This window comes from Amycolatopsis decaplanina DSM 44594 (assembly GCF_000342005.1).
In the GTDB taxonomy this organism is placed as follows: domain Bacteria; phylum Actinomycetota; class Actinomycetes; order Mycobacteriales; family Pseudonocardiaceae; genus Amycolatopsis; species Amycolatopsis decaplanina.
Genome location: NZ_AOHO01000028.1, coordinates 107,126 through 130,931, shown reverse-complemented (window position 1 = coordinate 130,931; position 23,806 = coordinate 107,126). Strand labels below are relative to the sequence as shown.

General features: G+C 69.1%; 21 protein-coding genes. 6 read left to right on the top strand and 15 right to left on the bottom strand.

Annotated features, from left to right (window positions below):
* Positions 1–2: 2 nt before the first annotated feature.
* On the bottom strand, positions 3–1,106 hold the full coding sequence (locus H074_RS05990; protein WP_007029126.1) for a zinc-binding dehydrogenase: 1,104 nt from the start codon (positions 1,104–1,106) through the stop codon (positions 3–5).
* Positions 1,107–1,156: 50 nt separating this feature from the next.
* On the opposite strand from H074_RS05990, the gene H074_RS05985 reads away from it, so the two are divergent.
* Positions 1,157–2,536 (top strand): amidohydrolase, encoded by a 1,380-nt coding sequence (locus tag H074_RS05985; RefSeq protein WP_007029125.1) that lies wholly within the window; start codon positions 1,157–1,159, stop codon positions 2,534–2,536.
* Here H074_RS05985 and H074_RS05980 read toward each other — a convergent pair.
* Positions 2,453–3,169: an SDR family NAD(P)-dependent oxidoreductase gene (locus H074_RS05980; protein ID WP_007029124.1), complete on the bottom strand. Its 717-nt coding sequence runs from the start codon at positions 3,167–3,169 to the stop codon at positions 2,453–2,455. The two genes, H074_RS05985 and H074_RS05980, sit on opposite strands and share 84 nt — an antisense overlap.
* 69 nt (positions 3,170–3,238) lie before the next feature.
* Between H074_RS05980 and H074_RS05975 the strand changes: the two genes are divergently transcribed.
* On the top strand, positions 3,239–4,180 hold the full coding sequence (locus tag H074_RS05975; RefSeq protein ID WP_007029123.1) for an aldo/keto reductase: 942 nt from the start codon (positions 3,239–3,241) through the stop codon (positions 4,178–4,180).
* 79 nt (positions 4,181–4,259) lie between these two features.
* Here H074_RS05975 and H074_RS05970 read toward each other — a convergent pair whose 3' ends face one another.
* The 6 genes from H074_RS05970 to H074_RS05945 form a co-directional block, all read right to left on the bottom strand.
* Positions 4,260–5,411, bottom strand: a complete 1,152-nt coding sequence (locus H074_RS05970) for an IS481 family transposase (protein WP_007029122.1) — start codon at positions 5,409–5,411, stop codon at positions 4,260–4,262.
* A gap of 159 nt (positions 5,412–5,570) precedes the next feature.
* Positions 5,571–6,224 (bottom strand): alpha/beta fold hydrolase, encoded by a 654-nt coding sequence (locus H074_RS05965; RefSeq protein WP_007029121.1) that lies wholly within the window; start codon positions 6,222–6,224, stop codon positions 5,571–5,573.
* Positions 6,225–6,299: 75 nt separating this feature from the next.
* The gene (locus H074_RS05960) at positions 6,300–7,220 is read right to left on the bottom strand and encodes an ABC transporter permease (RefSeq protein ID WP_007029120.1); all 921 of its coding nucleotides are present in this window, start codon (positions 7,218–7,220) and stop codon (positions 6,300–6,302) included.
* Complete coding sequence (locus tag H074_RS05955) at positions 7,217–8,161, bottom strand: ABC transporter permease (RefSeq protein WP_007029119.1); 945 nt, start codon at positions 8,159–8,161, stop codon at positions 7,217–7,219. The genes H074_RS05960 and H074_RS05955 overlap by 4 nt, the downstream gene beginning before the upstream one ends.
* Positions 8,158–9,738, bottom strand: a complete 1,581-nt coding sequence (locus tag H074_RS05950) for an ABC transporter substrate-binding protein (protein WP_007029118.1) — start codon at positions 9,736–9,738, stop codon at positions 8,158–8,160. The genes H074_RS05955 and H074_RS05950 overlap by 4 nt, the downstream gene beginning before the upstream one ends.
* A complete protein-coding gene (locus tag H074_RS05945; protein ID WP_007029117.1) occupies positions 9,735–11,495 on the bottom strand; it encodes a dipeptide ABC transporter ATP-binding protein in 1,761 nt (586 codons plus the stop codon). Before H074_RS05945 ends, H074_RS05950 begins: the two co-directional genes overlap by 4 nt.
* A 234-nt stretch (positions 11,496–11,729) precedes the next feature.
* Here H074_RS05945 and H074_RS05940 point away from each other — a divergent pair, with 234 nt between their 5' ends.
* Together H074_RS05940 and H074_RS05935 are read left to right on the top strand one after the other, a co-directional pair.
* Entirely contained in the window at positions 11,730–12,716 is a 987-nt protein-coding gene (locus H074_RS05940; RefSeq protein WP_007029116.1) for a methyltransferase family protein, read from the top strand.
* A complete protein-coding gene (locus H074_RS05935; RefSeq protein WP_007029115.1) occupies positions 12,713–13,648 on the top strand; it encodes an alpha/beta hydrolase in 936 nt (311 codons plus the stop codon). Before H074_RS05940 ends, H074_RS05935 begins: the two co-directional genes overlap by 4 nt.
* A 68-nt stretch (positions 13,649–13,716) precedes the next feature.
* Here the strand turns inward: H074_RS05935 and H074_RS05930 are convergent, their stop codons facing one another.
* From H074_RS05930 to H074_RS05915, 4 genes are all read right to left on the bottom strand, one after another.
* Complete coding sequence (locus tag H074_RS05930) at positions 13,717–14,304, bottom strand: TetR/AcrR family transcriptional regulator (protein ID WP_007029114.1); 588 nt, start codon at positions 14,302–14,304, stop codon at positions 13,717–13,719.
* 41 nt (positions 14,305–14,345) lie between these two features.
* On the bottom strand, positions 14,346–15,980 hold the full coding sequence (locus H074_RS05925) for an amidohydrolase (protein ID WP_007029113.1): 1,635 nt from the start codon (positions 15,978–15,980) through the stop codon (positions 14,346–14,348).
* Positions 15,981–15,983: 3 nt separating this feature from the next.
* Positions 15,984–16,775: a molybdenum cofactor biosynthesis F family protein gene (locus tag H074_RS05920; protein ID WP_007029112.1), complete on the bottom strand. Its 792-nt coding sequence runs from the start codon at positions 16,773–16,775 to the stop codon at positions 15,984–15,986.
* 180 nt (positions 16,776–16,955) lie between these two features.
* On the bottom strand, positions 16,956–18,821 hold the full coding sequence (locus tag H074_RS05915) for a primary-amine oxidase (RefSeq protein WP_007029111.1): 1,866 nt from the start codon (positions 18,819–18,821) through the stop codon (positions 16,956–16,958).
* 122 nt (positions 18,822–18,943) lie between these two features.
* Between H074_RS05915 and H074_RS05910 the strand changes: the two genes are divergently transcribed.
* Together H074_RS05910 and H074_RS05905 are read left to right on the top strand one after the other, a co-directional pair.
* A complete protein-coding gene (locus tag H074_RS05910) occupies positions 18,944–19,663 on the top strand; it encodes an SDR family NAD(P)-dependent oxidoreductase (protein WP_039921615.1) in 720 nt (239 codons plus the stop codon).
* A 14-nt stretch (positions 19,664–19,677) separates the two neighbouring features.
* On the top strand, positions 19,678–20,475 hold the full coding sequence (locus H074_RS05905) for an SDR family NAD(P)-dependent oxidoreductase (protein WP_007029109.1): 798 nt from the start codon (positions 19,678–19,680) through the stop codon (positions 20,473–20,475).
* Positions 20,476–20,552: 77 nt separating this feature from the next.
* Here the strand turns inward: H074_RS05905 and H074_RS05900 are convergent, their stop codons facing one another.
* Genes H074_RS05900 through H074_RS05890 form a run of 3 tightly spaced genes read right to left on the bottom strand, consistent with a single transcriptional unit; the run spans position 20,553 to position 23,795 of the window.
* On the bottom strand, positions 20,553–21,248 hold the full coding sequence (locus tag H074_RS05900) for an ABC transporter ATP-binding protein (RefSeq protein WP_007029108.1): 696 nt from the start codon (positions 21,246–21,248) through the stop codon (positions 20,553–20,555).
* Positions 21,245–22,948: a branched-chain amino acid ABC transporter ATP-binding protein/permease gene (locus H074_RS05895; RefSeq protein WP_007029107.1), complete on the bottom strand. Its 1,704-nt coding sequence runs from the start codon at positions 22,946–22,948 to the stop codon at positions 21,245–21,247. The genes H074_RS05900 and H074_RS05895 overlap by 4 nt, the downstream gene beginning before the upstream one ends.
* On the bottom strand, positions 22,935–23,795 hold the full coding sequence (locus H074_RS05890; protein WP_039921673.1) for an ABC transporter permease subunit: 861 nt from the start codon (positions 23,793–23,795) through the stop codon (positions 22,935–22,937). The genes H074_RS05895 and H074_RS05890 overlap by 14 nt, the downstream gene beginning before the upstream one ends.
* Between the last annotated feature and the right edge of the window lie 11 nt (positions 23,796–23,806).

Here is a 23,806-nt window from a genome sequence, read left to right as displayed (position 1 = left end):
TCCTAGGGAAGACGGGGATCGATGACGGCTTTGAGTTCGCCGAGCCGCGACATCGACTCGACACTCTGGGACGCTTGGGAAAGACCGACCGGCTCGCTGAACAGTTCGTCCCACGGCAGCCGATCGGCGAACGTGCGGAAGAAGTCCACCGAGCGGTTGTAGTCGGAGATGTCGCCGTTGAGTGAGCCGACGACCGTGAGTTCCTTGCCCATCACGGTGCCCAGGGCCACGGGGGAGGGCGCGGGACCGGTGGAACCGACGATCGCGATCGTTCCGCGCTGCGCGGCGAAGGCGACGGCCTCTTCACCGATGGTCGGCCCGCCGGCGAAGTCGAAGACGTGATCGGCACCCCGTCCACCGGTGAGTTCCTTGACCCGGTCGACGCGGTCTTCGACGGTCCCGTCGACCGGGATCGTCGCCGTCGCCCCGAAACGTTCGGCGATCTTCAGCCGGTCGGCGGGCCCGCCGATGGTGATCACGTCGCCCGCGCCGGAGATCCGCGCGACCGCGGTGGCGAACACGCCCAGCGCACCCGCGCCCTGCACCACGACCGTCGCCCCGGGACGGATCCCGCCCGAGCGCGAGACGGCCCGCAGCACGGTCTTGCCCGCGCAGCCCGACATCGAGGCCCAGGTGTCCTTCACGTCGTTGGGGAGCAGGAGTTTGGCCGCGCCAGGAGTCACGTAGCAGTACCGCACGAGCCCGCCGGTGGCGTACGGGAAGACGTCGGATCGCTGGAGGAACCCGTACCCGCGCTTCTCGCAGGCGACCGGCTCGCGCAAGATCGTGCAGCCGTAACACTTTCCGCAGGTCGACTCGGACCAGCCGATGCGGTCGCCCTCGGTGATCTCGCGGCCGAGGGTGTCGGTGGTATCCGGTCCGACGGTCACCACCTCGCCGACCATTTCGTGGCCGAGCACCATCGGGAGCATGCCGGGGAAGGTCATCTGGCCGGACCAGATGTGCACGTCGGTGCCGCACAGCGTGGTGCAGGTGATCCGGACCAGCGCGGCGCCCGGTTCCGGCTCTTCGGGCAGCGGTAATTCCCGCAAGGTGAGCGCGGAGCCGTGTTCGGTGAGCACCGCCGCTTCGGTTCTGTTGACCATCTTTTTAGTCTACAGTCGTAGGAGAAAAAGTCCAGATCCTGGAGGAAACCATGCCGTCGCAACGTATTCGCCCCGCTTCACTCGTGGTTCGCGGCGGCCCCGTGCTCACCTTCGACCCGGCGGGCACCGTCGTACGGGCGATGGCCGTGCGCGAGGACCGGATCGTCGCCCTCGGCGATGTCGCGCTGGACCACATCGGCCCGGAGACCGAGGTGATCGACCTCGCGGGGAGAACCGTTCTGCCCGGTATCAACGATTCGCACCTGCACGCCACCTGGCTCGGTGCCAGGTGGCCGGACACGCTCATCGGTGGCGCCGGATTCACCGGGGGAGAGGAGAAAATGGTGCGGACCGCGGCCGAACGGCGGGCCGCCATCCTGCGCGCGGGTGATCTGTGCGCGTCACTGGGCATCACGAGCTACACCGAACCCGGCCTGGGCCCTGGCGAGACAGGCTGTTTCAGCGCCGAGGTGCTGGAGGAATACGCGGCGCTGGCCGAGGAAGGCCTTCTGCGTGCGAGGGTGACCGCGCTGCGGTTGTTCGGCCTGCTGGACGGCGCCAGTTCGCTGGCGGACTTCCAGAGAGGCTTGGCAACCCCGTCGCCGACCGCGAATCCGTTGTGGCTCACCGTGCCCGGCGTGAAGATCTTCGCCGACGGCATCCCGCCGATGCGATCCGCGTGGACGCATCACTGTTACGCCGACGGTTCGCACGGCGCGCTCCTCGTCGACGGCGACGACGATCCGGGTCGCGCGGGCAACCTGGCCGCGATGATCCGGCTCGCCCACGACGCCGGGATGACGGTCGCCGTGCACGCCACGGGGGATCGCAGCATCGAGGCCGCGCTCGGTTCGCTTCGCCGCGGCGATCACCTGGTGCACGGCGATCTGGTGACGGCGGATCAGCTGGCACGGATGGCCTCCGCGGGGGTCGGTCTGACCACGCAGCCCGCGATCGCGGTGGCGATGCGGGGAATGCTGACGGACGCGCTCGGCGCCGAGGTCGGCGCTCGTGCCTGGCCGTTGGCGGAAATGCTGGCGTCGGGTGTCCCGCTGACACTGAGCAGTGACGCGCCGGTGGTGACCCCCGACTGGCGGGTGCACATCGCGGCGGCCGCCCGGATGCTGGAAGCGTCCGAAATGGACGCCGGGCTGATGACCCGGTTGCTGCGCTGCTACACGGTGGCGGCCGCCGAGCAGGACGGTGCCGCGGACTGCAAGGGATCGCTCACCGTGGGTCGCGTCGCGGACTTCTGCGTGCTGGCGGCGAATCCGCTCGAGGTCGCGTTCGCGGACCTGCCGGACGTCGGTGTCGAACTCACCGTGTCCGGCGGCCGCGTCGTGTACTCAGGTGAGCAGTTGCCCGCCGTCGACCTGGAGGCTCACCCCGGTGAGATGGCCGGCGTCGGCGGAGGCGAGGAACAGGACTGACGGCACCACGTCGGCGACGGAAGCGATGGTTCCCAAGGGAATCCTCGCTTCCCACGCCGCGCGGGCGGCGGTGTCGGAGGCGAATCCGGCGGTCATCGGCGTGAGCACCGGGCCGGGCGCGACGGCGTTGACCCGGATGCCGTGCGGTGCCAGTTCGAGCGCGGCCGAGCGGGTGAGCGCCTCGACCGCGGCCTTGGTGGCCTCGTAGTGGCCGAGTCCCGGGGTCGGCTGCCGGGCGCCGATGGAGGTGATGTTGACGATGGCGCCACGGGTGCCCGCCTCCACCATCTGCGCGCCGACCGCGCGGGTCATCAGGAAGGTGCCGCGGAAGTTCACCCGCATGCACAGGTCGAAGACGCCGATGTCCAGTCCCACCAACGGTCCGCCGCCCCCGGCGAGACCGGCGTTGTTGACCAGGACCTCCACCGGGCCGAACCGGTCGGTGACCAGCGCCAGTGCCGCGTCGACCGACCCGGGGTCCGAGATGTCGAGTTCGACGTGCTCCGCACCGAGTTCGCCGGCGAGGTCGTGGGCCGCGCGGGCGTCGACGTCGGCGACGACCACACGGTCACCCACGGACTGGAAGGCTTCGGCGACTCCGCGGCCGATGCCACTGGCGCCGCCGGTCACCACTACGAGTCTCTTGTTCATTCTACGATCGTAGACTAAAACTAGTTTCCGTTGCCAGCGAAAGGAAATCTCGTGCACGAGGAGCAGAACGGACTGGGCTTCGCGACTTCGGCGCTGAGCTTGGGATCCTGGAACACCTGGGACCGCATGGACTTCGACGACGCGGTACGCCTGATCCGGCGCGCGATCGATTCCGGGATCACGCTGTTCGACGTGGCCCACTACAACATGGGGCCGCACTCCGAACAGTCGCGCACGGATCTCCTCTTCGGCGAAGCCGTCCGCGCCGCCGGGATCGCCCGGGACGAGTACCAGCTGTGCGGCAAACTCTGGCTCTGGGACTATCCGAACACCGGTTTCGCCGAGCAGCTCGCGACCTCGTTCGACCGCGTCGGCGTCGACCGCGCGGAAGCCGTCGTGGTCGGAGACTACTTCGAACGGCCGGACATCCCGCGGATCGTCACCGAGGTGGCCGAACAGATCCGACTCGGTCGCTTCGACGTCTGGGGCGTGAACAACTGGCATGCCCCGGATCTCGATCTCGCGCTGGAGTTCGCCTCGCGTGAAGGACTTCCCGCACCGGCTTTCGCGCAGCTTAAGTACAGCATCGCTCGTCGTTCGATGGCCGAGGGCTCTTTCTATGGCAAGCATTTCGAGGCCGGTCGCTTGACCCTGCAGGCGTCGGACGTGTTCGAGGGCGGCGTGCTGCTCGGCAAGACTCCGGAACGGAAGATCGGCGCCGATCCGGGCGGGATCCGGGAGTCGATCCGGGACGCCGCCACGCGGGTCGCCGCCGTGGCCGGGGACTTCGGGGTGAGTCCTTCGCAGCTGGCTCTCGCGTTCTGCCTCGCGTACGAGCCGGTGGCGAACGTGCTGTTCGGCGTGAGCCGGATGGCTCAGCTGGAGGACAACCTGGGCGCTGTCGCGTTGGCTTCTTCCCGCGGCGCCGAGGTGCGGGCGGCTCTGGAGGATCTCTGGCTGGACCGGTCCGTCGCCGCCGATGGGACCTTCTGACGCTTGCCTTGGGACTCGTGAGTGGTAAGGACGGTTCTAACCGTCTGTCCTGTTTCAGGACCTCACGGACAGATGTGTTTCAGCACATGTCGGACAGTTTTGGGTTGGTCAGTGGTTGGTAGCGTACTGCTCTGTTGAGGGTGAGCTGGCGGGCGAGTGTGTCGTCGATCATGATGACGACGCGGTCGCCCTGCCAGAACACGGTGGCGGTCTGGCCGGCCCAGCGTCGGCCTAGCACGATGGAGCAGCCGGAGAAGGCGATGACCCCGGTGCTGGAGACGGGGCGTTGGGTGGTTCCGCTGGGAGCTTTAGGCCCTTCGGACGGAGTGGCTTTGAGGCTGGCGTCGTAGCGTTGCTGCGGGGTCTGGCCGTCGAGGCTCTGGTGCCTTCGGTTGTTGTAGGTTGTGCGGTAATCGTCGAGAAGCTGTTGCAGGGCAGCAAGATTCTCGGCTGGGGGCCGGGCGGCGAGCCATTTCTGCAGCGTCTGATGGACGCGTTCGTTCTTGCCGCAGGTTTGCGGGTGATAGACCGACGAGGCGATCGTGGTGACGCCGTGTTCGGCGAGGTGACGTTCCAGATCGGCCATCCGGCCGCGGTGTTTGCCGGAGAAAGCTAACCCGTTGTCGGACAACAGTTTCACCGGCGCCCCGTAGCAGGCGATGGCCAGCTGCACCGCGGTCCAGGTGTCAGCACCGTTCTCGCTGACCGCGGCGTAGGAGCCGACGTCGAGGCGGGAATGGTCATCCAGGATCTGGATGATGCAGACCGTGGTGCCGTCGGCCAGGCGGTGCTCCGTCCCATCGATCTGCCAGCAGCCGTTCGGATCCGGGTACTGGAACCGGCGCCGCGTGCGGGGCTTCTTGCGTGGCTCGGGCTCGATCTGGCCGCGATCACGCAGGATCCGGTAGACCGACGACTGCGAGGGCGGCGGGACCATCCCGGCGTCCTCCAGACGCCAGCGGATCGAGATCGGCCCGTTGTCCAGGCCCTCCTCCTCGAGTTCTTTACGGGCCCGCAGCACCGCCTCGGCCACCTCCTCACCCAGCGCGGACGGATGACTCAGCGGAGCGGTGCTGCGGCAGGCGACCCCGCCGGTCCCCTCGCTCCGGAACCGAGCCACATACCGATAGAAGGTGTCCCGGGACACCCCGTGCTCGCGGCAGAACCGCGCCACGTTGATCTTCTCGCCCGCAGCGGTCCTGACGATCGCGGCGACGAACTCAGGATCCATCGGAAACCCTGCTCTGCCCATCGCCGCATGATCACCACACAAGCCCTGGTCACCACGCCGACAGGCCGGTCAGTGTCCGTGAGGTCCTGAAACATCAACTGTCCGACATGTCCTGAACTCAGACAGACGGTTCTAACCGTCCTTACCACTCACGAGGCTTTACTGCAGGAACTCCAGTACGACCGCCTTGAACTCAGCGCTCCGCAGCGCCCCGCCGTGGTCCCCGGGTACCCGCACGAGATCCGCCCCTGGAACCAGCTCCACCAACGTCTCGATGCCCTGGCTCACCGGGTCCTCCACTCCCGCGACGAACCGGGTGGGCACGGAGACGGCACCGGAAACCGGCGCGAAAGGCTCCGCGCGCAGATCTTCGATGCATCGCGCGAGTGCGGCCGGATTCCGGCCCGGCGCGGTGATCATGTGCGCGATCATCCCGGTCAGCGGATCCGACGGCGCCTTGCCGCCGTCGGCGAACGCCAGCGCGGCCGCGACATCGACGGCACCGAACGGTTCGAACGGGCTCACCCCCGCGAGCACGAGCCGCCGGACCGGAGCCTGGCCGGGCAGCTCCCACGCCAGGCGGGCGCCGAGCGAGTATCCGACGACGTCCACTTCGGACAGATCCGCGACGAGCCGCGACAGTTCGGCGGTGATCGCGACGGCGCCCAGCGAGCCGGAGGGAGCCGTGCTGGAGCCGTGAGCGGGAAGGTCGGGTATGAGTACCTCGCGACCCGCGGCGGTGAGCGCGGCCGGCCACCCCGTGGTGATCCAGTCGGTGTGCCCGTCGGAGGCGAATCCGTGCACCAGCAGCACAGGCGGTCCCGAGACGGCTTCGGGAGCGAAACGGCGCACGGCCAGGGAAGTAGTGGCAGACAACGGAATCCTTTCTCAGCTGCCGGAGGGACGGCGGGTGCGCAGACGCTGCATCTCGCTCAGCGTCCGCGCGCGGGCGTCGACGGCGATCCGCAGCGACGATCCGATGAGGTTCAGCAGGAACACGCACACCATGATCGTCACGCCGGGCGCGATCACCAGCCAGGGCGCCTGCACCAGGTACGACCGGCCTTCGGCGATCATGTTGCCCCAGGTCGGGGTCGGGGGAGCGATGCCGAGACCGAGGAAGCTCATCGCGCCGTCCACCAGCATCGCCGCCGCGGACAGGATCACCACCTGCACCAGCGCCAGTGGCAGCACGTTCGGGAACACGTGCACGACGAGGATCTTCCACCGGCTCATCCCCGAGACGCGGGCGGCGCCGATGTAGGCGCGGCCGGCGATGCCGAGCACCCGGCTGCGGATGACGCGGGCGGTGAACGGCGTGAAGATCACCGTCAGCGCGATCAGTTCGGTCCAGATGCTCGCGCCGAGCGAGATCGCGAGCGCCATCGCGAGGATGATCGCCGGGAACGACATCCAGGCGTCCATCACCCGCATCAGCACCGCGTCGGCCGCGCGGAAGAAGCCGCTGATCAGCCCGATCACCAGGCCGGTGAAGGCCGCGCACAGGGTGATCAGGGCGGACAGGCCGAGCGATGCCCGTCCGCCGGAGACCAGCCGGGCGAGCACGTCCCGGCCGAACGAGTCCGTGCCGAGCGGGTGCGCGGCGGACGGTGGCAGCAGCCGGTTGACCGGGTCGGTCGCGCTGACGCTCGGCAGGAAGAACGGCAGCACGATCACGGCCAGCACGATCACCGCCAGCAGCGCCGTGGTGATCACCAGCATCCGGTTGCGCCGGAACAGCTTGCCGGCGCGACCGGCCGGACGCGGTTCGCGCACCGGCGACGTCTTTTCCACCAGAGCCACGCTCACGAGACACGCACCTTCGGGTCGAGCAGCGCGTACGACAGGTCCACCAGCAGGTTGACCAGCACGAACAGCACCGCGACGAACAGCGTCACACCCTGGATCAGCGGGAAGTCGCGGGTGGACACCGCGCCCATGAGCAGATGGCCCAGCCCCGGCACGACGAAGATGGACTCGATGATCACGATCCCGCCGACCAGCATGGCGAAGTTGCTGCCCAGCTGGGTGATCAGCGGCATCAGCGCGTTCGGCAGGACGTGCTTGGTCATCACCTGCCGTTCGGACAGCCCCTTGACCCGCGCGGTGCGCAGATACGCCAGCGGCAGCTCGCCGAGCAGGCTTTCGCGCAGGGTGAGCACGAACAACGCGGTCTGCCCGATGACCAGCACGGTCAGCGGCAGGACCAGCGCGGGCACCGCCGTCGCCGGATCGGTGAACAGGTTTTCGTAGCCGCTGGAGGGGAACCAGCGCAGCGTCACCGAGAACACGAGCACGAGCATCAGCGAGATCCAGAAGTCCGGCATCGCCATGCCGAGCGCGGAGAGCCGGTCCAGCGCCCGCGCCACCGGATTGCGCGGCGACACCGCCTGCCAGGAGGTGATCGCGACCGAGAGGAAGAAGCTGATCACCGTCGACAGCACGGCCAGCGTCAGCGTCGGCAGGATGTGGTCGGCGACCACGCCGAGCACCGGCGCGTGATAGGTGATCGACGTGCCGAAGTCGCCGTGCAGCACGTTCCCGGCCCAGGTGAGGTACTGCTCCCACAAGGGGCCGTTCAGCCCCATGCTCTCCCGCAGGGCGTCCACATCGGACGGTCGCGCGGTCGGGCCGAGGATGGCCTGCGCCGGGTCGCCGGGGATCAGCCGGATGACGAAGAACATCATCGTCCCGACGATCACCAGGATGATCACCAGATCGCGCAGCCTGCGCAGCAGCAGACCGGTCATGACGCCAGCCAGGTGTTCCAGAAGACGCGGTAGAAGTCGCCGTAGCCCTTGAGTTTGGGGGAGTAGGCCGCATAGAGCTTGGACTGGCTCAGGGTGATCACCGACAGCTGCTTCCAGGTGAACGCCTGCAGCTTGTCCACCACCGCTTTCGCCTGCTCAGGTGTCGTCGAGGCGTTGAACTCCGCCATGAGACCGTCCAGCTCGGGCGAGGTCGAACCGTTCAGCGTGCCCAGGGTGAGCGCGGGCATCTGCGCGGGCGAGGTCAGCGCCGAGTCGAAGAACAGTGTGGTGATGTCCCAGCCGCCCGGTTCCTTGGTCAGCGTGCCGAGCATGGTGGCGAAGTCGAAGGTGTCGATCTTGGTGTTGATGCCGATCTTCGACAGGCTGTCCTGGATCAGCACCGCCCACTTGCCGAACTCCGGGTACGAGTTCGTGGTGACGATCCGGATCGTCGCGCCGGCGGTGATCCCGGCCGCGGCCAGCAGTTGCTTGGCCTTCTCCGGGTCGTGCGCCTTGTAGACCTCTTCGCCCGCGGTGGAATAGAACTGCTTGTTGTCCGGCGAGGCGAAGGCGCCGGTCTCGAGGGTGAGGTCCTTGCTGCCGCCGGTGGCCGCGTTGATCGCGGGCTTGTCCAGCAGCAGGTTCAGCGCCTCTCGGGCGCGGGGGTCGGCGAATTTCGAACCGGTGTTGAAATTCGGGATCACCACGTTGTCGTTGCCGCCGGGCAGGTTGTGCACCACCACGGCCGGGTTGTTCCGCAGGGGCTCGTACTGGTCGTTCGTGGGCATGATGTGGTCCCACTGCCCGGTCTGCAGGCCGTTGATCAGCGCGTCCTGGTCGGAGACCACCTTGTAGGTCACGGTGTCCAGGTACGCGTGCTTGGCGCCCGCCTGCCCGCCCCAGTCCTCTTCGGTCCGGGACTTGTAACCGGCGTACCGCTCCAGCACCAGTTCACGGCCGATGTCCCAGGTCTTCAGCTTGTACGGCCCCGTCCCGATGGCCTTGTCCTGGCCGAAGCCGGTCGGCGCGACCCCGGTGAGGTTCTTCGCCTCGTAGATCTCCGTGCCCGCGCCGGCGAGTTCGTTGATCAGCGGGTAGCGCGGCTGCTTGAGCTTGATGGTGACCGTCGCCGGGTCGGCCGGCGTGATCGCCTCGATGTCCGGGGTGACCAGCTGACCGGTGCGGTGCACCTGCTGCCACCGCTTCAGGCTCGCCACGACGTCCTCGGAGGTCAGCGGGTTGCCGTCGTGGAAGGTGACGCCCTGGCGCAGCTTGAAGGTGTAGGTGAGCCTGTCCGGGCTGGTGGTGTAGTCCTCGACCAGCATGGGGCGGGCGGTGAAGCCGCGGTCCACCTCGAACAGCTTCTCGTACATCATGTTGCCGATGTGCGCGGTCACCTGGCCGGGGTTCGCGACCATGTCGAGGGACTGCGGGTCGGTGGGCACGGCGACGTTGAGGTTGCCGCCGGGCTTCGGGGGCCCGTCCGCGGCGCCACCGCCGGCCTGCCCTCCCATACACGAGCTGAGCAGCAGGACGGTCGCCAGGCCGAGGGCGGCCGAGGTCAGGGTTCGTCTCATGGGTTCCGCACTCCAGTGTGGGGGTGGGCGGGCAGTTCGGGGTTCGCCGCGAGGAGACGGCGGGTGTACTCGTGCCGGGCGTGGAGCCGGATCTCGTCCGGTTCGCCGATTTCGATCAGTTCGCCCCGGTACATCACGCCGACCCGGTCGGCGACGGAGAGCACCAGGCTGAGGTTGTGCGTGATGAACAGGAAGCTGAGCGCACGGGTGCGCCGCAGTTCCAGCAGCAGGTTCATCACCTGGCCCTGCACCGAGACGTCGAGCGCGGAGGTCGGCTCGTCGGCGACGATGAGGTCGGGTTCGGCCGCGATCGCGCGGGCGATCGAGACGCGCTGCCGCTGCCCGCCGGAGAGCTGCGAGGGCAGTTTCTTCGCGGTGTCGGAGGGGAGACCGACCTCGTCGATCAGTTCGGTGACGCGGCGGTCGAGTTCGGCACCGCGGAGGCCGGTGAGCTCCCGCAGCGGTTCGGCGATGATCCGGGCGGCGGTGTGCCGGGGGTCGAGCGAGCTCTGTGGGTCCTGGAAGATGAGCTGCGCGCGACGGCGGAACGCGCGTTCGTCGCCCTCGAGCCCGGACGGTGTGCACCGGTGCGCACCGAAGGCGATGGTGCCCGAGGTCGGCGGCTCCAGCGCGCTCACCAGACGGCCGAGTGTGGTCTTGCCCGAACCGGATTCCCCGACCAGGCCGAAGAACTCGCCGGGCGCGATCTCCAGCGAGACGTCCTTGACCGCCTGCACCTCGGGTTCGCGGCTCAGCGAGAACCGGCCGCGTCGTCCGTACACTTTGGACACCGAATCGATGACGAGCGCGGTGCCCTCGCCCGTGTCTTCGGTCTTCGCGCGGCTCAACGACCTGGTTTCGGTCGCGACCGCCGATTCGCCCGCCATCGCGGCTTCGAGCAGCGCTTCGGAGATGGTGGGGAAACCGTCGCGTCTGCTCACCCCGAGTTGCGGGACGCAGTCGAGCAACGCCTTGGTGTAGGGATGCTTCGGCGCGTGCAGAATGTCCTCAGTGGACCCGAGTTCGACCAGTTCGCCGCGGTACATCACCGCGATCCGGTCCGCGACCTGCGCGGCCACGCCCATGTCGTGCGTGATGAAGACGCACGCGGTGCCGTGGTCGCGGCGGACGCGGTCGAACAGGGTGAGGATCTCCGCCTGCGTGGTCACGTCCAGTGCCGTGGTCGGCTCGTCGGCGATCAGCAGACTCGGGTCGGCCATCAGTGCCAGCGCGATCATCACGCGCTGCTGCATCCCGCCCGACATCTGGTGCGGGTACAGGGAAAGCACCCGGTCGGTGTCGGTGAGGCCGACTTCCTTCAGCAGGCCGCGAGCCTTCGCCTCGGCCTCGCGGTGCAACGGCGTGCCCTTGCGCGCGGCTTGGCGAGGCAAAGAACCGGGCTTCCGGTAGGCCTCGATCAGCTGTTTGCCGACCCGTTGACTCGGGTTGAGTGAATCCAGTGCCTCCTGGAAGATCATGCCGATCCGCGGACCGCGGTACGCGCGCATCTCGTCGGCGGAAAGCCGCGTCAGGTCCACGCCGTCGACGGTGATCGCACCGCGAGTGAACACCGGCGCGACGAACTCCAGCAACCGGATGATCGACAAGGCCGTCACCGTTTTACCGCTGCCGGATTCGCCGACCACGCAGAGTGTCCGGCCCTGTTCGAGGTCGAACGAAAGTTCGCGCACCAGTTCGCGTTCGGTTTCGTCGGCGATCACGCCGACGGTCAGTTCTCGTAATTCGAGCAGGGTCATGAATCCCCTTTCCCGTGCCCGCCCGAAGCGGACCGCACTGCCGGGGAACGGGCCTCCGGCGGGGGTAGTTCTACGCATGTTGACACTGGGCGAGTGCGCTGTCAATGGGTATATTCTACGAATGTAGGAAGTTGATATCCGGCGGGTTTTTCCTGGTGGTGGGCGAAAACTTGCACTGGATTCTTTTGTCTACGTCTGTAGACTCTCGGCGGAAACGAGCTAAGGAGGGCACCCGTGAGCGGGTCGACCAAGACTGCCGGTCCCGAGCGGATCGTGGACATCGCCGTGGGGTACATGGCGGCCAAGCAACTCTTCGCGGCGAGCCGGATCGGCCTGTTCACCGCGCTCGCCGGCGGGCCGCTGACGGCCGCGGAACTGGCGGGCAAGACCGGCAAACCGGAGAAGATCACCCGCATCCTCGGTGACGCCATGTCATCACTCGGTCTGCTGTCCCGTGTGGACGGACGCTACGGACTGGCCGCCGACGCCGCGGAGTACCTCGGCGGCGGAGACCTCGATCTGGCCCCGTTCCTGACGTTCCTGGACTCGATCAGCTACCCGCATTGGTTGCAGTTCGGCCACACGGCCGACAGTGGCGAGCCGGGCAAGCTGGAGATGGACGACGCGCGCTGGGGCACGTTCATGGCCGGCGTGATGACGTATAACGCCCTGCACGCCAAGATGCTGGCCGGCGCCTATGATTTCGGCCCCCACCGGAAGGCGCTGGACCTCGGCGGGCTCTCCAGCGCGTTCGCGGTCGAAGCGATGAAGACCAACGAAGGACTGCACACCACGTTCGTCTTCGACCCGGGCTTCACCGAGTCGGTCACCATCGCGGCGGCCGAGGCGGGGCTCGCGGACCGCGCGACCGTCGTCGGCGCGGAGACGCCCACCGCGCGGCCCGAAGGCGAGTTCGACCTGGTGATGGTCAACCACGTCGTCCACCGTTTCGACGCGAAGCAGAACGCGGAGATCCTGCGCAACGCCCGCGCCGCCGCCGCGCCGGGAGCGACGTTGCTGCTGCTCGACTTCTTCCTCGACGACGACGCGGTCCAGCGGCCCATCGACGCGCTGCACGCGGGGGAGTACCTGGTGATCGACGGGACGGTCGTCTACCCGGAGGCCGAGGTGCGGGACTGGCTGGGCGAGGCGGGCTGGCGGGTCACCGACCGGCTCGCGCTGCCGGGCAGCCCGCGGGTGCTCGTCGCGGAAGCGGTGTGACCGTGACCCTGGATCCCGCGGTCAAGGAACTGCTCGCCCGCAGCGCTCCATCGGAAGCGCCTGCCACGCCGCTGACGGCTCCGGAACTGCGAGCCGCTTTCGCCGCTTCGTGGCGACGTCCCGATTCGGTCGAAGAGGTCGCCTCGGTGACCGACCACGTCCTGCCTTCCGGCGTGCGCGTGCGGGTCTATCTGCCCGAGACGACCAAGCCGGTGCCCGCGTTCGTCTGGATCCATGGCGGCGGCTGGACGATCGGCTCGATCGACGAGAACGAGGTCGCGTCGCGGGCGGTGTGCAACGCGGCCGGGGTCGCCGTCGTCGCGGTCGACTACCGGCTCGCGCCCGAACACCCGTACCCGGCGGCACCCGACGACTGCTATGCCGTCGTCGAATGGCTCGCCGCGGGCGGCGCCGGCCCCTCGGTGGACGGGGCACGGATCGCCGTCGGTGGCGAAAGCGCGGGTGGCAACCTGTCGACGGTGGTCTCGATGATGTCGCGCGACCGTGGTGGCCCGCCGCTGGCGGCTCAGGTGCTGATCTGCCCGGTCTACGGTCACCCGGACGACGGATTCCGGTCCTATGTGGACTTCGCCGAGGGCTTCGGCATGACCGCCGGGGCGATGCGGTTCTTCTTCGAGCAGTACGTGTCGGATCCGGCGCAACTGAACGATCCGTATCTGCTGCCGCTGCGCGCCGACGACCTGACCGGGCTCCCGCCGGCGCTGGTGCTCACGGCCGAGTACGACGTCCTGCGGGACGAAGGGGAGGAGTTCGCGCGGCGCCTGACCGATGCCGGGATCCAGGTGGAGATGACGCGGTATTCGGGCCAGATCCACGGCTTCTACGGTCTCTACACGGATCTTCCCGCGTCGCCGCGCTCGCACCGGCACGTGGCGAGCTTCCTGACGCGGACTTTCGACCGCCGCGATTAGTCACCTACTTGCCGCACGCCTCGTGAGTGGTAAGGACGGTTCTAGCCGTCCTTACCACTCACGAGGCGTCAGGGGCGGGTAAGGCGCGCGAAGAACGACTCCAGGTGCTGCCGCTGCAAAGCGATCGTCGAGAACTCCCCGGCGACCAGGCTCATCACGTTCGCCCCGGCGTTGATCAGCACGACCTCGTCGACCAGTTGCTCGTCGGGCGTTTCGGTGACGATTTCGCCGTCCTCCCGGCCCTCGGTGAGATACCGGTGCAGCAGGCCCCGCCACGAGCGGATGTGCTCGAGGTACTTGTCCTGCAGTTTCGGGTTGGTCAGCGAAAGCTGCCAGAAGGTGAGCAAGACGCGCCCCGCGGCGATGCGGTCCTCGTCGATGGGCATCGACGAGACGCACAGCTCGCGGAGCGCGGTCAGCCCGCGCAGCTCGTCCAGCTCCACGTACTCGCGCATCATGCCGAGCGCGCGTTCGTAGGTGGCCTGGATGATGTCTTCCTTGCTCGGGAAGTACAGCTTGAGCGCGCCGTTGGCGAAGCCGGCGGCCGCCGCGATCTCGCGCATGGTGGCGGCCTCGATCCCGCCCTGGGTGATCAAATCCCAGGTGACGTCGACGATGTGGCTGCGCCGTTCGTCGTGGTCGATGATCTTCGGCATCGGCAGACCTCCCGCACTGGTTCTTCTACCAGTGTAGGAGATCAGGCGCGGTGATACACGCGGTGCCCGGCGAACCACGTTTGCGTCACCTTTGTCTTGACGAGCGCGGACGGATCGGTCCGGAACGGATCGCGGTCCAGTACGACGAAATCGGCGGACTTCCCGGGGATCAGCGAGCCGGTGACATCGCCCAGTCCCATCGCGCGGGCGGCGGCGAGGGTGAAGACCTCGACCGCTTCGGCCAGGGTGATCGCCTGCTCCGGCCACAGCGCGCCGGGGAACGTGCCGGTCGGGTCCTGGCGGGTGACGAGGCCGTGGATGCCCTCCCACGCGTTCGGGGACTCGCTGACCGGCCAGTCCGAACCGCCCGCGACCAGCGCGCCCTCGTCCAGCAGCGACCTGTTCGGCTGCATCCGCCCTGCCCGGTCACCGGGCAGCACCTCGGCGATGGCCGCCGGGATGACGCCGGGGACCCACAGGAAAGGCGAGATGTCCGCGGCGACCCCCAGCGCGGCGAACCGGGGGAGGTCGTCGGGGTGGACGAACTGGCCGTGCGCGACCTGGAAGCGCGCTTCGGCGAAGCCCTCGGCGCGTACCTTCTCGACGGCGTCGAGCGTCGCGCGCACCGACGCGTCCCCGGTGCAGTGCACCTTGGCCGACAGTCCCGCCGCGGCCGCGGTGCGCAGCCAGCCCACGAGTTCGTCGCCCGGCATGGTGGTGGCGCCGTGATGACAGGCTCCGTGCGCGGCGTCCGGCAGGTACGGCTCCAGGAAAGCGGCGGTCCGCGTCGGCGGGACACCGTCGAGGAAGATCTTCACGAAGTCCGGCCGGTGGTGCTCGCTCCGGTACTGCCCGGCGACCTCCAGCAACGGCGCCCCGATCGGGTCGAAGCCGAAGATCGGGTCGTTGATCAGCAGCGACGAAACGACCCACGCGTGCAGCTCGCCCGCGTCGTCGAGCGACTTCAGCGCCCGCAGGATGTCCGCGGAGACACCGGCGTCCTGGAACGCGGTGACCCCGTACGAGTGCAGGGTGCCGATCCCGTGCCGCGACGCCGCCACGTGCTGATCCGCGGTGAGCGTCCGTGTCTCGCTGAGCGCCCGCTCGACGGCTACGCCCGCCGCCTCGAGCAGGACGCCGACCGGCTCCCCGGTCGAAGGGTCGCGGACGATCTCCCCGCCCGCCGGATCGGGCGTCGACGCGGTGACGCCGGCCAGCTCCAGGGCCCGGCTGCTCACCCAGCGGTTGTGCCTGCTGTCGTCCGACAGCATGACCGGCCGTCCACCGGCGGCTTCGTCGAGCGCGTGCCGGGCCGAAGCCCGCGAAAGGGCGCTGACCAGGGTGGACGCCCAAGCGCCGCCGACCACCCACTCGTCCGGCCCGAGCCCGGCGGCCCGCGCGCGGACCGCGGCGAGGATGTCGTCCAGGCCGGCGTCGAGACCGAAGTTCAGCTCGAACAGGGCCGCGCGCCCGGCCAGGGCGTGGTGGTTGTGCACGTCGACCAGACCTGGCATCACGAACGCGCCGCCGAGGTCGACGACCTCGGTGTTCGGCCCGCGTTCGATGTCCTCCAGGGACAGCACCTTGCCGTCCTTGATCGCCAGTGACGAGGCCCAGGGCCGGTGATCGTCCACTGTGTACACAGTGGCGTTGGTCAGGACGATGTCGGCGGTCAAGGCTCAGCTCCCGGCGGGGTCGTAAGCCTCGGGGTGCACGGTGGTGCTCAGCAGCCTGCCGTGCGCGCCGAAGGTGAAGTGGGTCGGGGTGTTCCCGGTGGCGTCCAGTCCGAAAAGGACACCGTGCGAGCGCAACCGTTTCGCGTCACGGTGGTCGGCGACGGTCACCGAGGCGCACGGGATCACCTTCTCCCGCCAGGCGAAGACGTAGATGCCCGGCCGCAGCTCGTAGACCGAGTTCTCGTCGGTGTCCGCGAGCCCCTTCTCCGGCCCGGCCAGGCACTGCCAGGTGTACCAGTGCGGGCTGAGGTACACGTGCTCGTAGGCGTGCGCGGTGCTGTACACCCACAGCACCCGGCGCCCGACCAGCGACGTGGTCGGGGCGAGCGACTCGCCGGTGGGCTCGATGCCGCCGATCGTGGCGGCCAGGAAAGTCTGCGTGACCCGGGGCGAGGTGTCGCCGATCCGGCTCAGTACGAGGAGGGCGCGGCCGCGGCGCAGGTCGAGCAGCAGGGTGAACGCCTCCTCCTGCCGTGCCCGCGGGTGGAACTGGACGTAGTACAGGTCGTCGTCGACCAGGAACGTCTCGCAGCGGTCGGTACCCGTGCCGTGGTAGGTCCATTCGATCCGGGTACCGGAGAAGGCCGCGGTGAACGTGGTGCCGTCTTCGCAGGCGAGTTCGAAGGTGCGGCCGTGCAGGTCGCCGACCGTGGGGGCCTTGTTCGCGTCGAAACCGGGGGCGAGGCCGTCCAGCGGCAGCCAGGTGGACGTGTCGGACAGGGTCAGTTCGGGCATCGAGAAGTCCTAGTGTCTGGTGGTGAACCCGCGTCCGCGATCGACGTCGGCAGGGCGGTCTGATGTCCATCTCAAGTTGGTCGATAAGGCGCCCTGCCACCGCGATAGCGGGGCCTTCGGCCGGGCGGGTTCACCCGTTGGTCATTTTTCGGGGTCGTCTTCAGCTCCGCCAACAGGCCTTCAGTGATCGTGGGCGGAACAGTGATCGTCGGTGGCGCCGGACGGCAGGTCGAGTGCCGGGTTTCGGTCCAGGAAGCCATAGGGGCGCAGGGAGAAACCGGAGTAGTCGACCGGCATGACCGGCCAGTCCTCCGGACGAGGGATGTGGGTCGGGCCGAACACGTGCCACAGCACGAGATCGGTGTCGGTGAGGTCGCGGTCGGCGGCCGTCCAGGCGGGCAGGCCCGCGCCGCCCGGATGCGCGTTCGGGCGGTCGCCCGCCGGAAAGCGTTCGTCCGCGCGGTACGGCGTCGCCCACAGGTGACGGGTGGCGAACGTCGCCCGCTGGTGGACGGTCGATTCCGGCTGCGCCATCAGGGTCGCGGACGGCCGGGGCACCAGCTGGTACGCCGTGGGCGTGCCGAGCCGGTTGGTCCGCTCCGCGCTGCGGATCTCCCAGACGCGCGCCTTGGCCGGATCCGCGAACCGCCGCGCTTCCAGCTCGGTCCGCAGCGGCGTTTCCTTCCAGGTGAACGCGTTTCCGTACGGGTTCTGCTCGCCCATCGGCACGCGTTCGACGTCGACCTCGACGAGCGAATTGCGCTTGCCGTCGATAGCCACGTCCAGCCGCGCGCAGAACAGGTGCTGGTGCACCGGTGCGAACAGGCCGGGCGCGATCTCGTTGGCGTGCGGGTGCTTCGTGCCCGCAGGCGCGGCGCCGGCGAACACGATGCCGGTGGCCTTCGCCTCCAGTTCCACGGTGCCGTCGAGGTAGAGGTACCAGAAGAAGCCGTAGTCGTAATTGCCGATGGTGGAGATCGACGAGATCACCAGCCGCCGCGAGCGGCGGACCTCGGCACGGCCGTCGAGATCCGTGTGCTTCCAGAGGATGCCGTAGTCCTCCTCGTGCATGCAGATCGCGCGCGGGATCTCGACCGGATGGCCGTGGTCGTCGGCGACGAAAGCGGGGAAGTAGTGGATGACGCCGAGGCAGTCACAGCCCAGCCGCAGGTCGTTGCCGTTCTTGCCGAGCAGGTACTCGCCCGCGTCGAAGTAGCTGATCCAGAACCGGCCGGGCGCGGTGTCGCCGTAGGGCACCACCATCTCGGGCACCGACGCGCGGTGGAGCACGGATCGGTCCTGGAAGCTGATCCGGTGCAGCGTCAGGCCCTCGCGGGCGTTGAAGCCGACCCGGAGCTTCCAGCCTTCCCAGGTGACCTCGTTACCGTCGACGGTGAAGCTCGGCCCCTCGGGCTGGGTGATCTCGATCGGTTTGAGGGTGGTGCGGGCCGGGCCGTCGCCGTAGCGGCCGTGCTCCGGCGGCACGGGCACGTCGCCCTCGTCCTCCACCCGGATGACGCGTTGCTCGGTCAGGTCGATGTGCACGATCAGGCCCTCGACCGGATGCGCCCACGGGCTGTCCGACGCGTCGTCGCGCAGGAACGTCAGCGAGCGGATCACTCGGCCGGTCTCGTCGGGCCTGCCGAAGAAGCCGGGCGCCAGTGGAGCGCAGAAGGCGTGCTCGATCCGGTCGGCGAGCCCGCGCCGCTCCATCGCGGTGTGCCATTCCGGTGACGCCTTGGTGATCGACGCGGCGAGGTCGTACTCCTCGAACAGGTACGCGGGCTGACCTTCGCCGCAGTCCTCGGTGGAAACCACTTCGCGTTTCGCCAGCGAGACGACCACGTCGCGAGCCTGACCGGTCGCGGTGTCCAGCAGCGTGTACTGGACGCGGCGGTCGGGGGCGGCGTCGCCCTTCTCGGGCTCCACCGGCAGTACGGCCGGGAACCGCGTGGTCGCGGTGAGCAGGCCTTCGGCGGCCAGGATCTCGCGGCCTGCGGTGAGTTCGTCGGCGGTCAGCGGGTCGAGCGGATGCGGCCTGGTCATGCTTCGCAGTCTTGCCGGTCCGCACCCGGGTGGAAAGACCGCGCGGCCGTCATGCGGCTGCCGACAAGAAGGATGCACTGATGGCCAACCTCCGGGAAAGGTCCGGACCGGAGGATGGCGTCATGGGACTGGATCTCGCGGGCAAGGCCGTGCTGGTGACCGGCGCGGCATCCGGTATCGGCCTTGCCTGCGTCCATGCCTTCCTCGCCGAGGGGGCGCGGGTCGGCGCTCTCGACCGGGCACCCGTGCCCACACTGGCGGACGGTCTCCTGGCGGTCCACGCCGACGTGACCGACGAGCCGTCGGTCGCCGCCGCCGTCGACGCCGTCGCGAGCCGGTTCGGCGGACTCGACGTCGTGGTCGGCTGTGCCGGGATCTCCGGTCCGGTGGGGACGCCGGTCACGGAAACCTCGGCGGTGGATTTCGCCGCGCTGATGGCGGTCAACGTCACCGGCCAGTTCCTGCTGGTCAAACACGCCGCGCCGTGGCTCACCGCGTCGGGTGGCTCGGTCGTGCTGCTGGCCAGCGACTCGGCGTTCACCAGCGCGCCCGGCATGGTCCCGTACTGCGCTTCGAAGGGAGCAGTGGTCGCGATGACCAGGGCGCTGGCGGTCGATCTCCCCGGCGTCCGGGTGAACTGCGTCTGCCCGTCGGTGGTCGACACCCCGATGGCGCGCGGCGATCTCGGCGAGGTGCTCGACGATCCCGCCTTCCCGGTGCAGGCTCCGGAAGAAGTCGCCTGGCAGGTGCTCCATCTCGCGTCCGCGCGTTCGCGGGCGGTCAACGGCCAGGCCGTGCTCGCCGACTTCGGCGTCTCGGCCCGCTCCGGTTTTCCCGCTTAGAAAGGACTCCGCAAGTGAAGAAGGTTGTCGCGATCACGGGTGGCGGTACCGGTATCGGCGCCGCGGTCGCCCGCCGGTACGCCGACGAGGGGGCCCAGGTGGTGGTGCTCGGACGGCGGCTCGAACCGCTGGAGAAGGTGGCCGCCGAAACCGGCGCGCACGTCATCGCGTGTGACGCCAGCGATCGCGAAGCCGCCGAGAACGCCGCGGCGGAGATCGTCGGCAAGTTCGGCAGGCTGGACGTCGTGGTGGCCAACGCCGGTGGGCACGGCCTGTCCTCGGTCACCGGCACCGGCGACGAGGAATGGGAACTGGCCCTGCGCTCGAACCTGTCCAGCGCTTTCGTGTTCTGCCGGGCCACGCTGCCCTCGCTCATCGAAACCGGCGGCCAGGTGGTCATCGTGTCCTCGCTGGCCGGGCTGTTCGCCGGGCCGAACGTCGCCGGCTACACGGTCGCCAAACACGCGCTGATCGGGCTGACCCGGTCGATCGCCCGCGACTACGGGCCGAAGGGCGTGCGTGCGAACGCGGTCTGCCCCGGCTGGGTGCGCACCCCGATGGCGGACGGCGAGATGGACCAGTTCGCCGCGGCCGCGGGCTTCGACGGCGGCCATGACGAGGGCTACCGCCGTGTCACCGCCGAGGTCCCGTTGCGCCGTCCTGCCGAACCCGAGGAGATCGCGTCGATCGTGCGGTTCCTGGGGTCTCCGGAGTCGTCGTACATCACCGGTGCGGTGATCGTGGCCGACGGCGGCGCGCACGCGGTCGATCTCCCGACGCTGGCCTTCGAACGCGCCGGCATGGGTTCTTAGGCACGCGACATTCCGTGAAGGCCTCCTTGAGGGACCCTGGGTCCCTCAAGGAGGCCTTCACGGACCACGGAAGCGCGTCAGGATTCCCCGAGGTAGGCCGCGTGCAGTGTGCCGGGGGAGTCCAGCAGGCCCTGCGCGGAACCCGCATAGGTGACGTGCCCCGAAGAGACCACAAGCGCGTCGCTCGCCACGCCGAGGGCCAGATGCGTGAACTGCTCGACCAGCAGGATCGCCGCGCCCTCCTCGGCGAAGCGGGTCACCATCGGCAGCAGCCGGGTGAACACCACGGGCGCGAGCCCCAGCGACATCTCGTCGATCAGCAGGAACGACGGCCGCGCGGCGAAAGCGCGGGCCAGCACCACCATCTGCTGTTCGCCGCCGCTGAGCAGCGCGGCCGGTGAGTCGCGGCGTTTCTCCAGTTCGGGGAACATCTCGAACAACTCGTCGGCCCGCGCGCGGGTGCGCGCGGTCAGCATCAGGTTTTCCAGCACCGTCAGGCCGCCGAACACCGCACGGCCCTGCTCGATATGCGCCAGGCCCCGCCGCGCGCGGGAGACCCTCGACTGCTTCGTGATCTCGTCGGATCCGATGTGGACGGTCCCCGCCGAGGCGGGCACGACGCCGGAGACGGCCTCCAGCAGACTGGTCTTCCCGGCGCCGTTCGGGCCGACGAGTGCGGTGATCCGGCCTGGCTCCAGGGTCAGGTCGACGTCCCGGATCACCGGCCCGGCGCCGCGGGTGACCGTCAGCCCCGCTATCCGCAAAGCGTTCACAGCATCTCCGTTTCACCCATGTACGCCTTGAGCACGGCCGGATCCGCGAGCACCTCGGCCTGGGGGCCGGAAGCCAGCACCCGGCCGAAGTCGAGGACCGTGATCGTGTCGCAGACCGAACGCACCAGGTCGAGGTCGTGTTCGATGAGCAGCACCGAGACCCCGAACCGGGCGGGGACCTGCCGCAGCCGTTCCCCGAACGCGACGTGCTCTTCGTGCGGAAGCCCGGCGGCCGGCTCGTCGAGGAGCAGGACGCGCGGTTCGGCCAGCAGATGCCCGACGACCTCGACCAGCCTTCGCGCGCCGACGTCCACTTGCGACAGCGGGGTGCGGGCGGCGGGGCAGCCGAAGAAGTCCAGGGCGTCGCCGATCTCGTCGGCGGTCAGCCGCCGCCTGGCGAGGAACTTGAGGTACGCCCCGACCGTCAGCCCCGGCGGGACGCGGTCCTGCTGGAACGTCCGGCGCAACCCGGCACGGGCCCGGTTCGACGGCGACCCGGTGAGCGGGCTGCCGCCGAGTTCGACCTCGCCTTCGGCGTTCGGCAGGAATCCGCTGATCGCGTCGACCAGCGTCGACTTGCCCGCGCCGTTCGGCCCGATGACGCCGAGCACCCCGTGTTCCGGCACCGATATGTCCACTGAGGACAGCGCGGCCACGTGTCCGAAGTTCACGCTCAACCCGCGGACGGTGAGCACCGGCGGGCCAGGGGAGACCGGTTCGACATCGCCCGCCCCGGCGGCGAGATCGAGCTTCGCGGGTTCCTTCTTGGACCGCCGGTACCAGACCTGCCGCACCGTGGTGCCCAGGTTCCCGCCGCCGGCCAGGGCCTGGACACCGAGCACACCGAACACCACGAAACCCCAGTCCTGCGGGATTCCCCAGCGCTTGAGCAGTTCCGGCACCCCGACCCACAGCACCGCGCCGAACACGGCCATGTCGATCAGATGCGCGCCCGACATGATCGCCAGCACGTACAGCGCCAGCGACTGGATCGCGGTGAAACTGGCCGGGAACGCCAGCCCGACCTGACCGGTGAGCAGGCCGCCGCTGATCCCGCCGAGGGTGGCGCTCACCGCGAACGCGGTCAGCTTCGACGTCCGCACGCTCGTACCCGCGGCCGCCGTGCCGCGTTCGGAGAACGCCACCGCCTGCCAGGCGCTGCCCCAGCGCCCGCGGCGCAGGAAGTACACGGCGAGACAGCACAGCACCAGCACCACGACGGCGAGCTGGAAATAGGACCGGTCGTCGGAGAAGGCGTCCGGCCGTTCGACCGAGATCCCGCCGGAGACACCGGGAAACTGGAGCTGGACCAGCGCGAGGTCGGCCGCGGCGGCGAGGCCCAGCGTGACGACGGCGAGGTTGATCCCGCGCAACCGCAACGCCGGGAGCCCGACGAGCACCCCGACCACTCCGGCGGCGAGACCGCCGAGCACCAGCCAGGTGAGGAACCCGCCGGGGGCCTGTGCCTCGTTCAGCGCCGATACCGTCCAGGCGCCGACGGCACCGAAGGTCAGCTGGCACAGGGAGATCATGCCCGCGCTGCCGGTGACCACGCCCAGCCCCAGCAACGAGATCCCGGCGACGACGGCGCTCATGCCCAGGTAGACGAAGTACCCGTCGAGCCCGACGCTCAGGCCGTAGCCCACCGCTATCGCCGCCAGGGCGACCACGAACGGTATCCCGCGTTCAGCGAGCCGCATCCCACACCTCCTTGCGCTGCGACCAGAGCAGCAGCGCGACGATCACTGCGAACGGCAGGAAATACCGCACCACCGAAAGGCCGTCGACCTGCGCGGCCGCGCCCTGGATCAGGCCGAGGCCCAGCCCGCCCGCGACCGCGAGGTCGAGACGGCGGAACCCGCCGAGCAGGGCCGCCGCCGCCGCGGGCACCACCAGCATCGCCAGCGAAGTCGCGTCGTTGGACTGCGACGGCGCCACGATCGAGATGACCAGCGTGCTGACCACCCCGGTGACCGCCCACACCGCGACGCTGAGCCGTTTCGCCGGGATGCCCAGCAGTTCCGCCGTCGTCGGGCGTTCCGACAGCGCCCTGAGCCGGACACCCGCCGGGGTCCGGCTCAGCACGATCCGGCTGGCCACCGCCACCAGGACGGCCAGCGCGACGGTGACCACGGTGACCTGGCTGATCACCACCCCGCCGATGGTGACCGCCGGACCGTCCAGGATCGGGTGGAACGGCTGCGGTTTGTTGCCGAACAGGATGAACGACAACGAGATCAGCAGGAGCAGCACCGCCACGGTGACCGCCGAGCGGGTACCGGTGTCCGCCTCGGCGAGCCAGGTGGAGACGATCCAGCCGAGCAGCGCGCTGAGCAGGCCGCCGAGCAGGATCCCCGCGACGGTGGCGAGCCACATCGGCAGGCCCAGATCGACGGACAGGAACACCGCCACGTAGCAGCCGGACATCCCGGTGGCCGACTGGGCGAAGTTCACCACCCGCACCAGGCGCGACATCAGCGTCAGGCACACCGCCAACACCGCGTACAGTCCGCCGGCGGCCAAGCCTGCCAGCGCTCCCTGCAGCATCATTTCCTCCT

Coding starts and splice junctions, on each gene's coding strand:
- H074_RS05990 (WP_007029126.1), bottom strand. CDS start 1,106: ATGGTCAACAGAACCGAAGCGGCGGTGCTCACCGAACACGGCTCCGCG.
- H074_RS05985 (WP_007029125.1), top strand. CDS start 1,157: ATGCCGTCGCAACGTATTCGCCCCGCTTCACTCGTGGTTCGCGGCGGC.
- H074_RS05970 (WP_007029122.1), bottom strand. CDS start 5,411: ATGGATCCTGAGTTCGTCGCCGCGATCGTCAGGACCGCTGCGGGCGAG.
- H074_RS05955 (WP_007029119.1), bottom strand. CDS start 8,161: ATGACCGGTCTGCTGCTGCGCAGGCTGCGCGATCTGGTGATCATCCTG.
- H074_RS05950 (WP_007029118.1), bottom strand. CDS start 9,738: ATGAGACGAACCCTGACCTCGGCCGCCCTCGGCCTGGCGACCGTCCTG.
- H074_RS05945 (WP_007029117.1), bottom strand. CDS start 11,495: ATGACCCTGCTCGAATTACGAGAACTGACCGTCGGCGTGATCGCCGAC.
- H074_RS05930 (WP_007029114.1), bottom strand. CDS start 14,304: ATGCCGAAGATCATCGACCACGACGAACGGCGCAGCCACATCGTCGAC.
- H074_RS05920 (WP_007029112.1), bottom strand. CDS start 16,775: ATGCCCGAACTGACCCTGTCCGACACGTCCACCTGGCTGCCGCTGGAC.
- H074_RS05915 (WP_007029111.1), bottom strand. CDS start 18,821: ATGACCAGGCCGCATCCGCTCGACCCGCTGACCGCCGACGAACTCACC.
- H074_RS05910 (WP_039921615.1), top strand. CDS start 18,944: ATGGGACTGGATCTCGCGGGCAAGGCCGTGCTGGTGACCGGCGCGGCA.
- H074_RS05895 (WP_007029107.1), bottom strand. CDS start 22,948: ATGCGGCTCGCTGAACGCGGGATACCGTTCGTGGTCGCCCTGGCGGCG.
- H074_RS05890 (WP_039921673.1), bottom strand. CDS start 23,795: ATGCTGCAGGGAGCGCTGGCAGGCTTGGCCGCCGGCGGACTGTACGCG.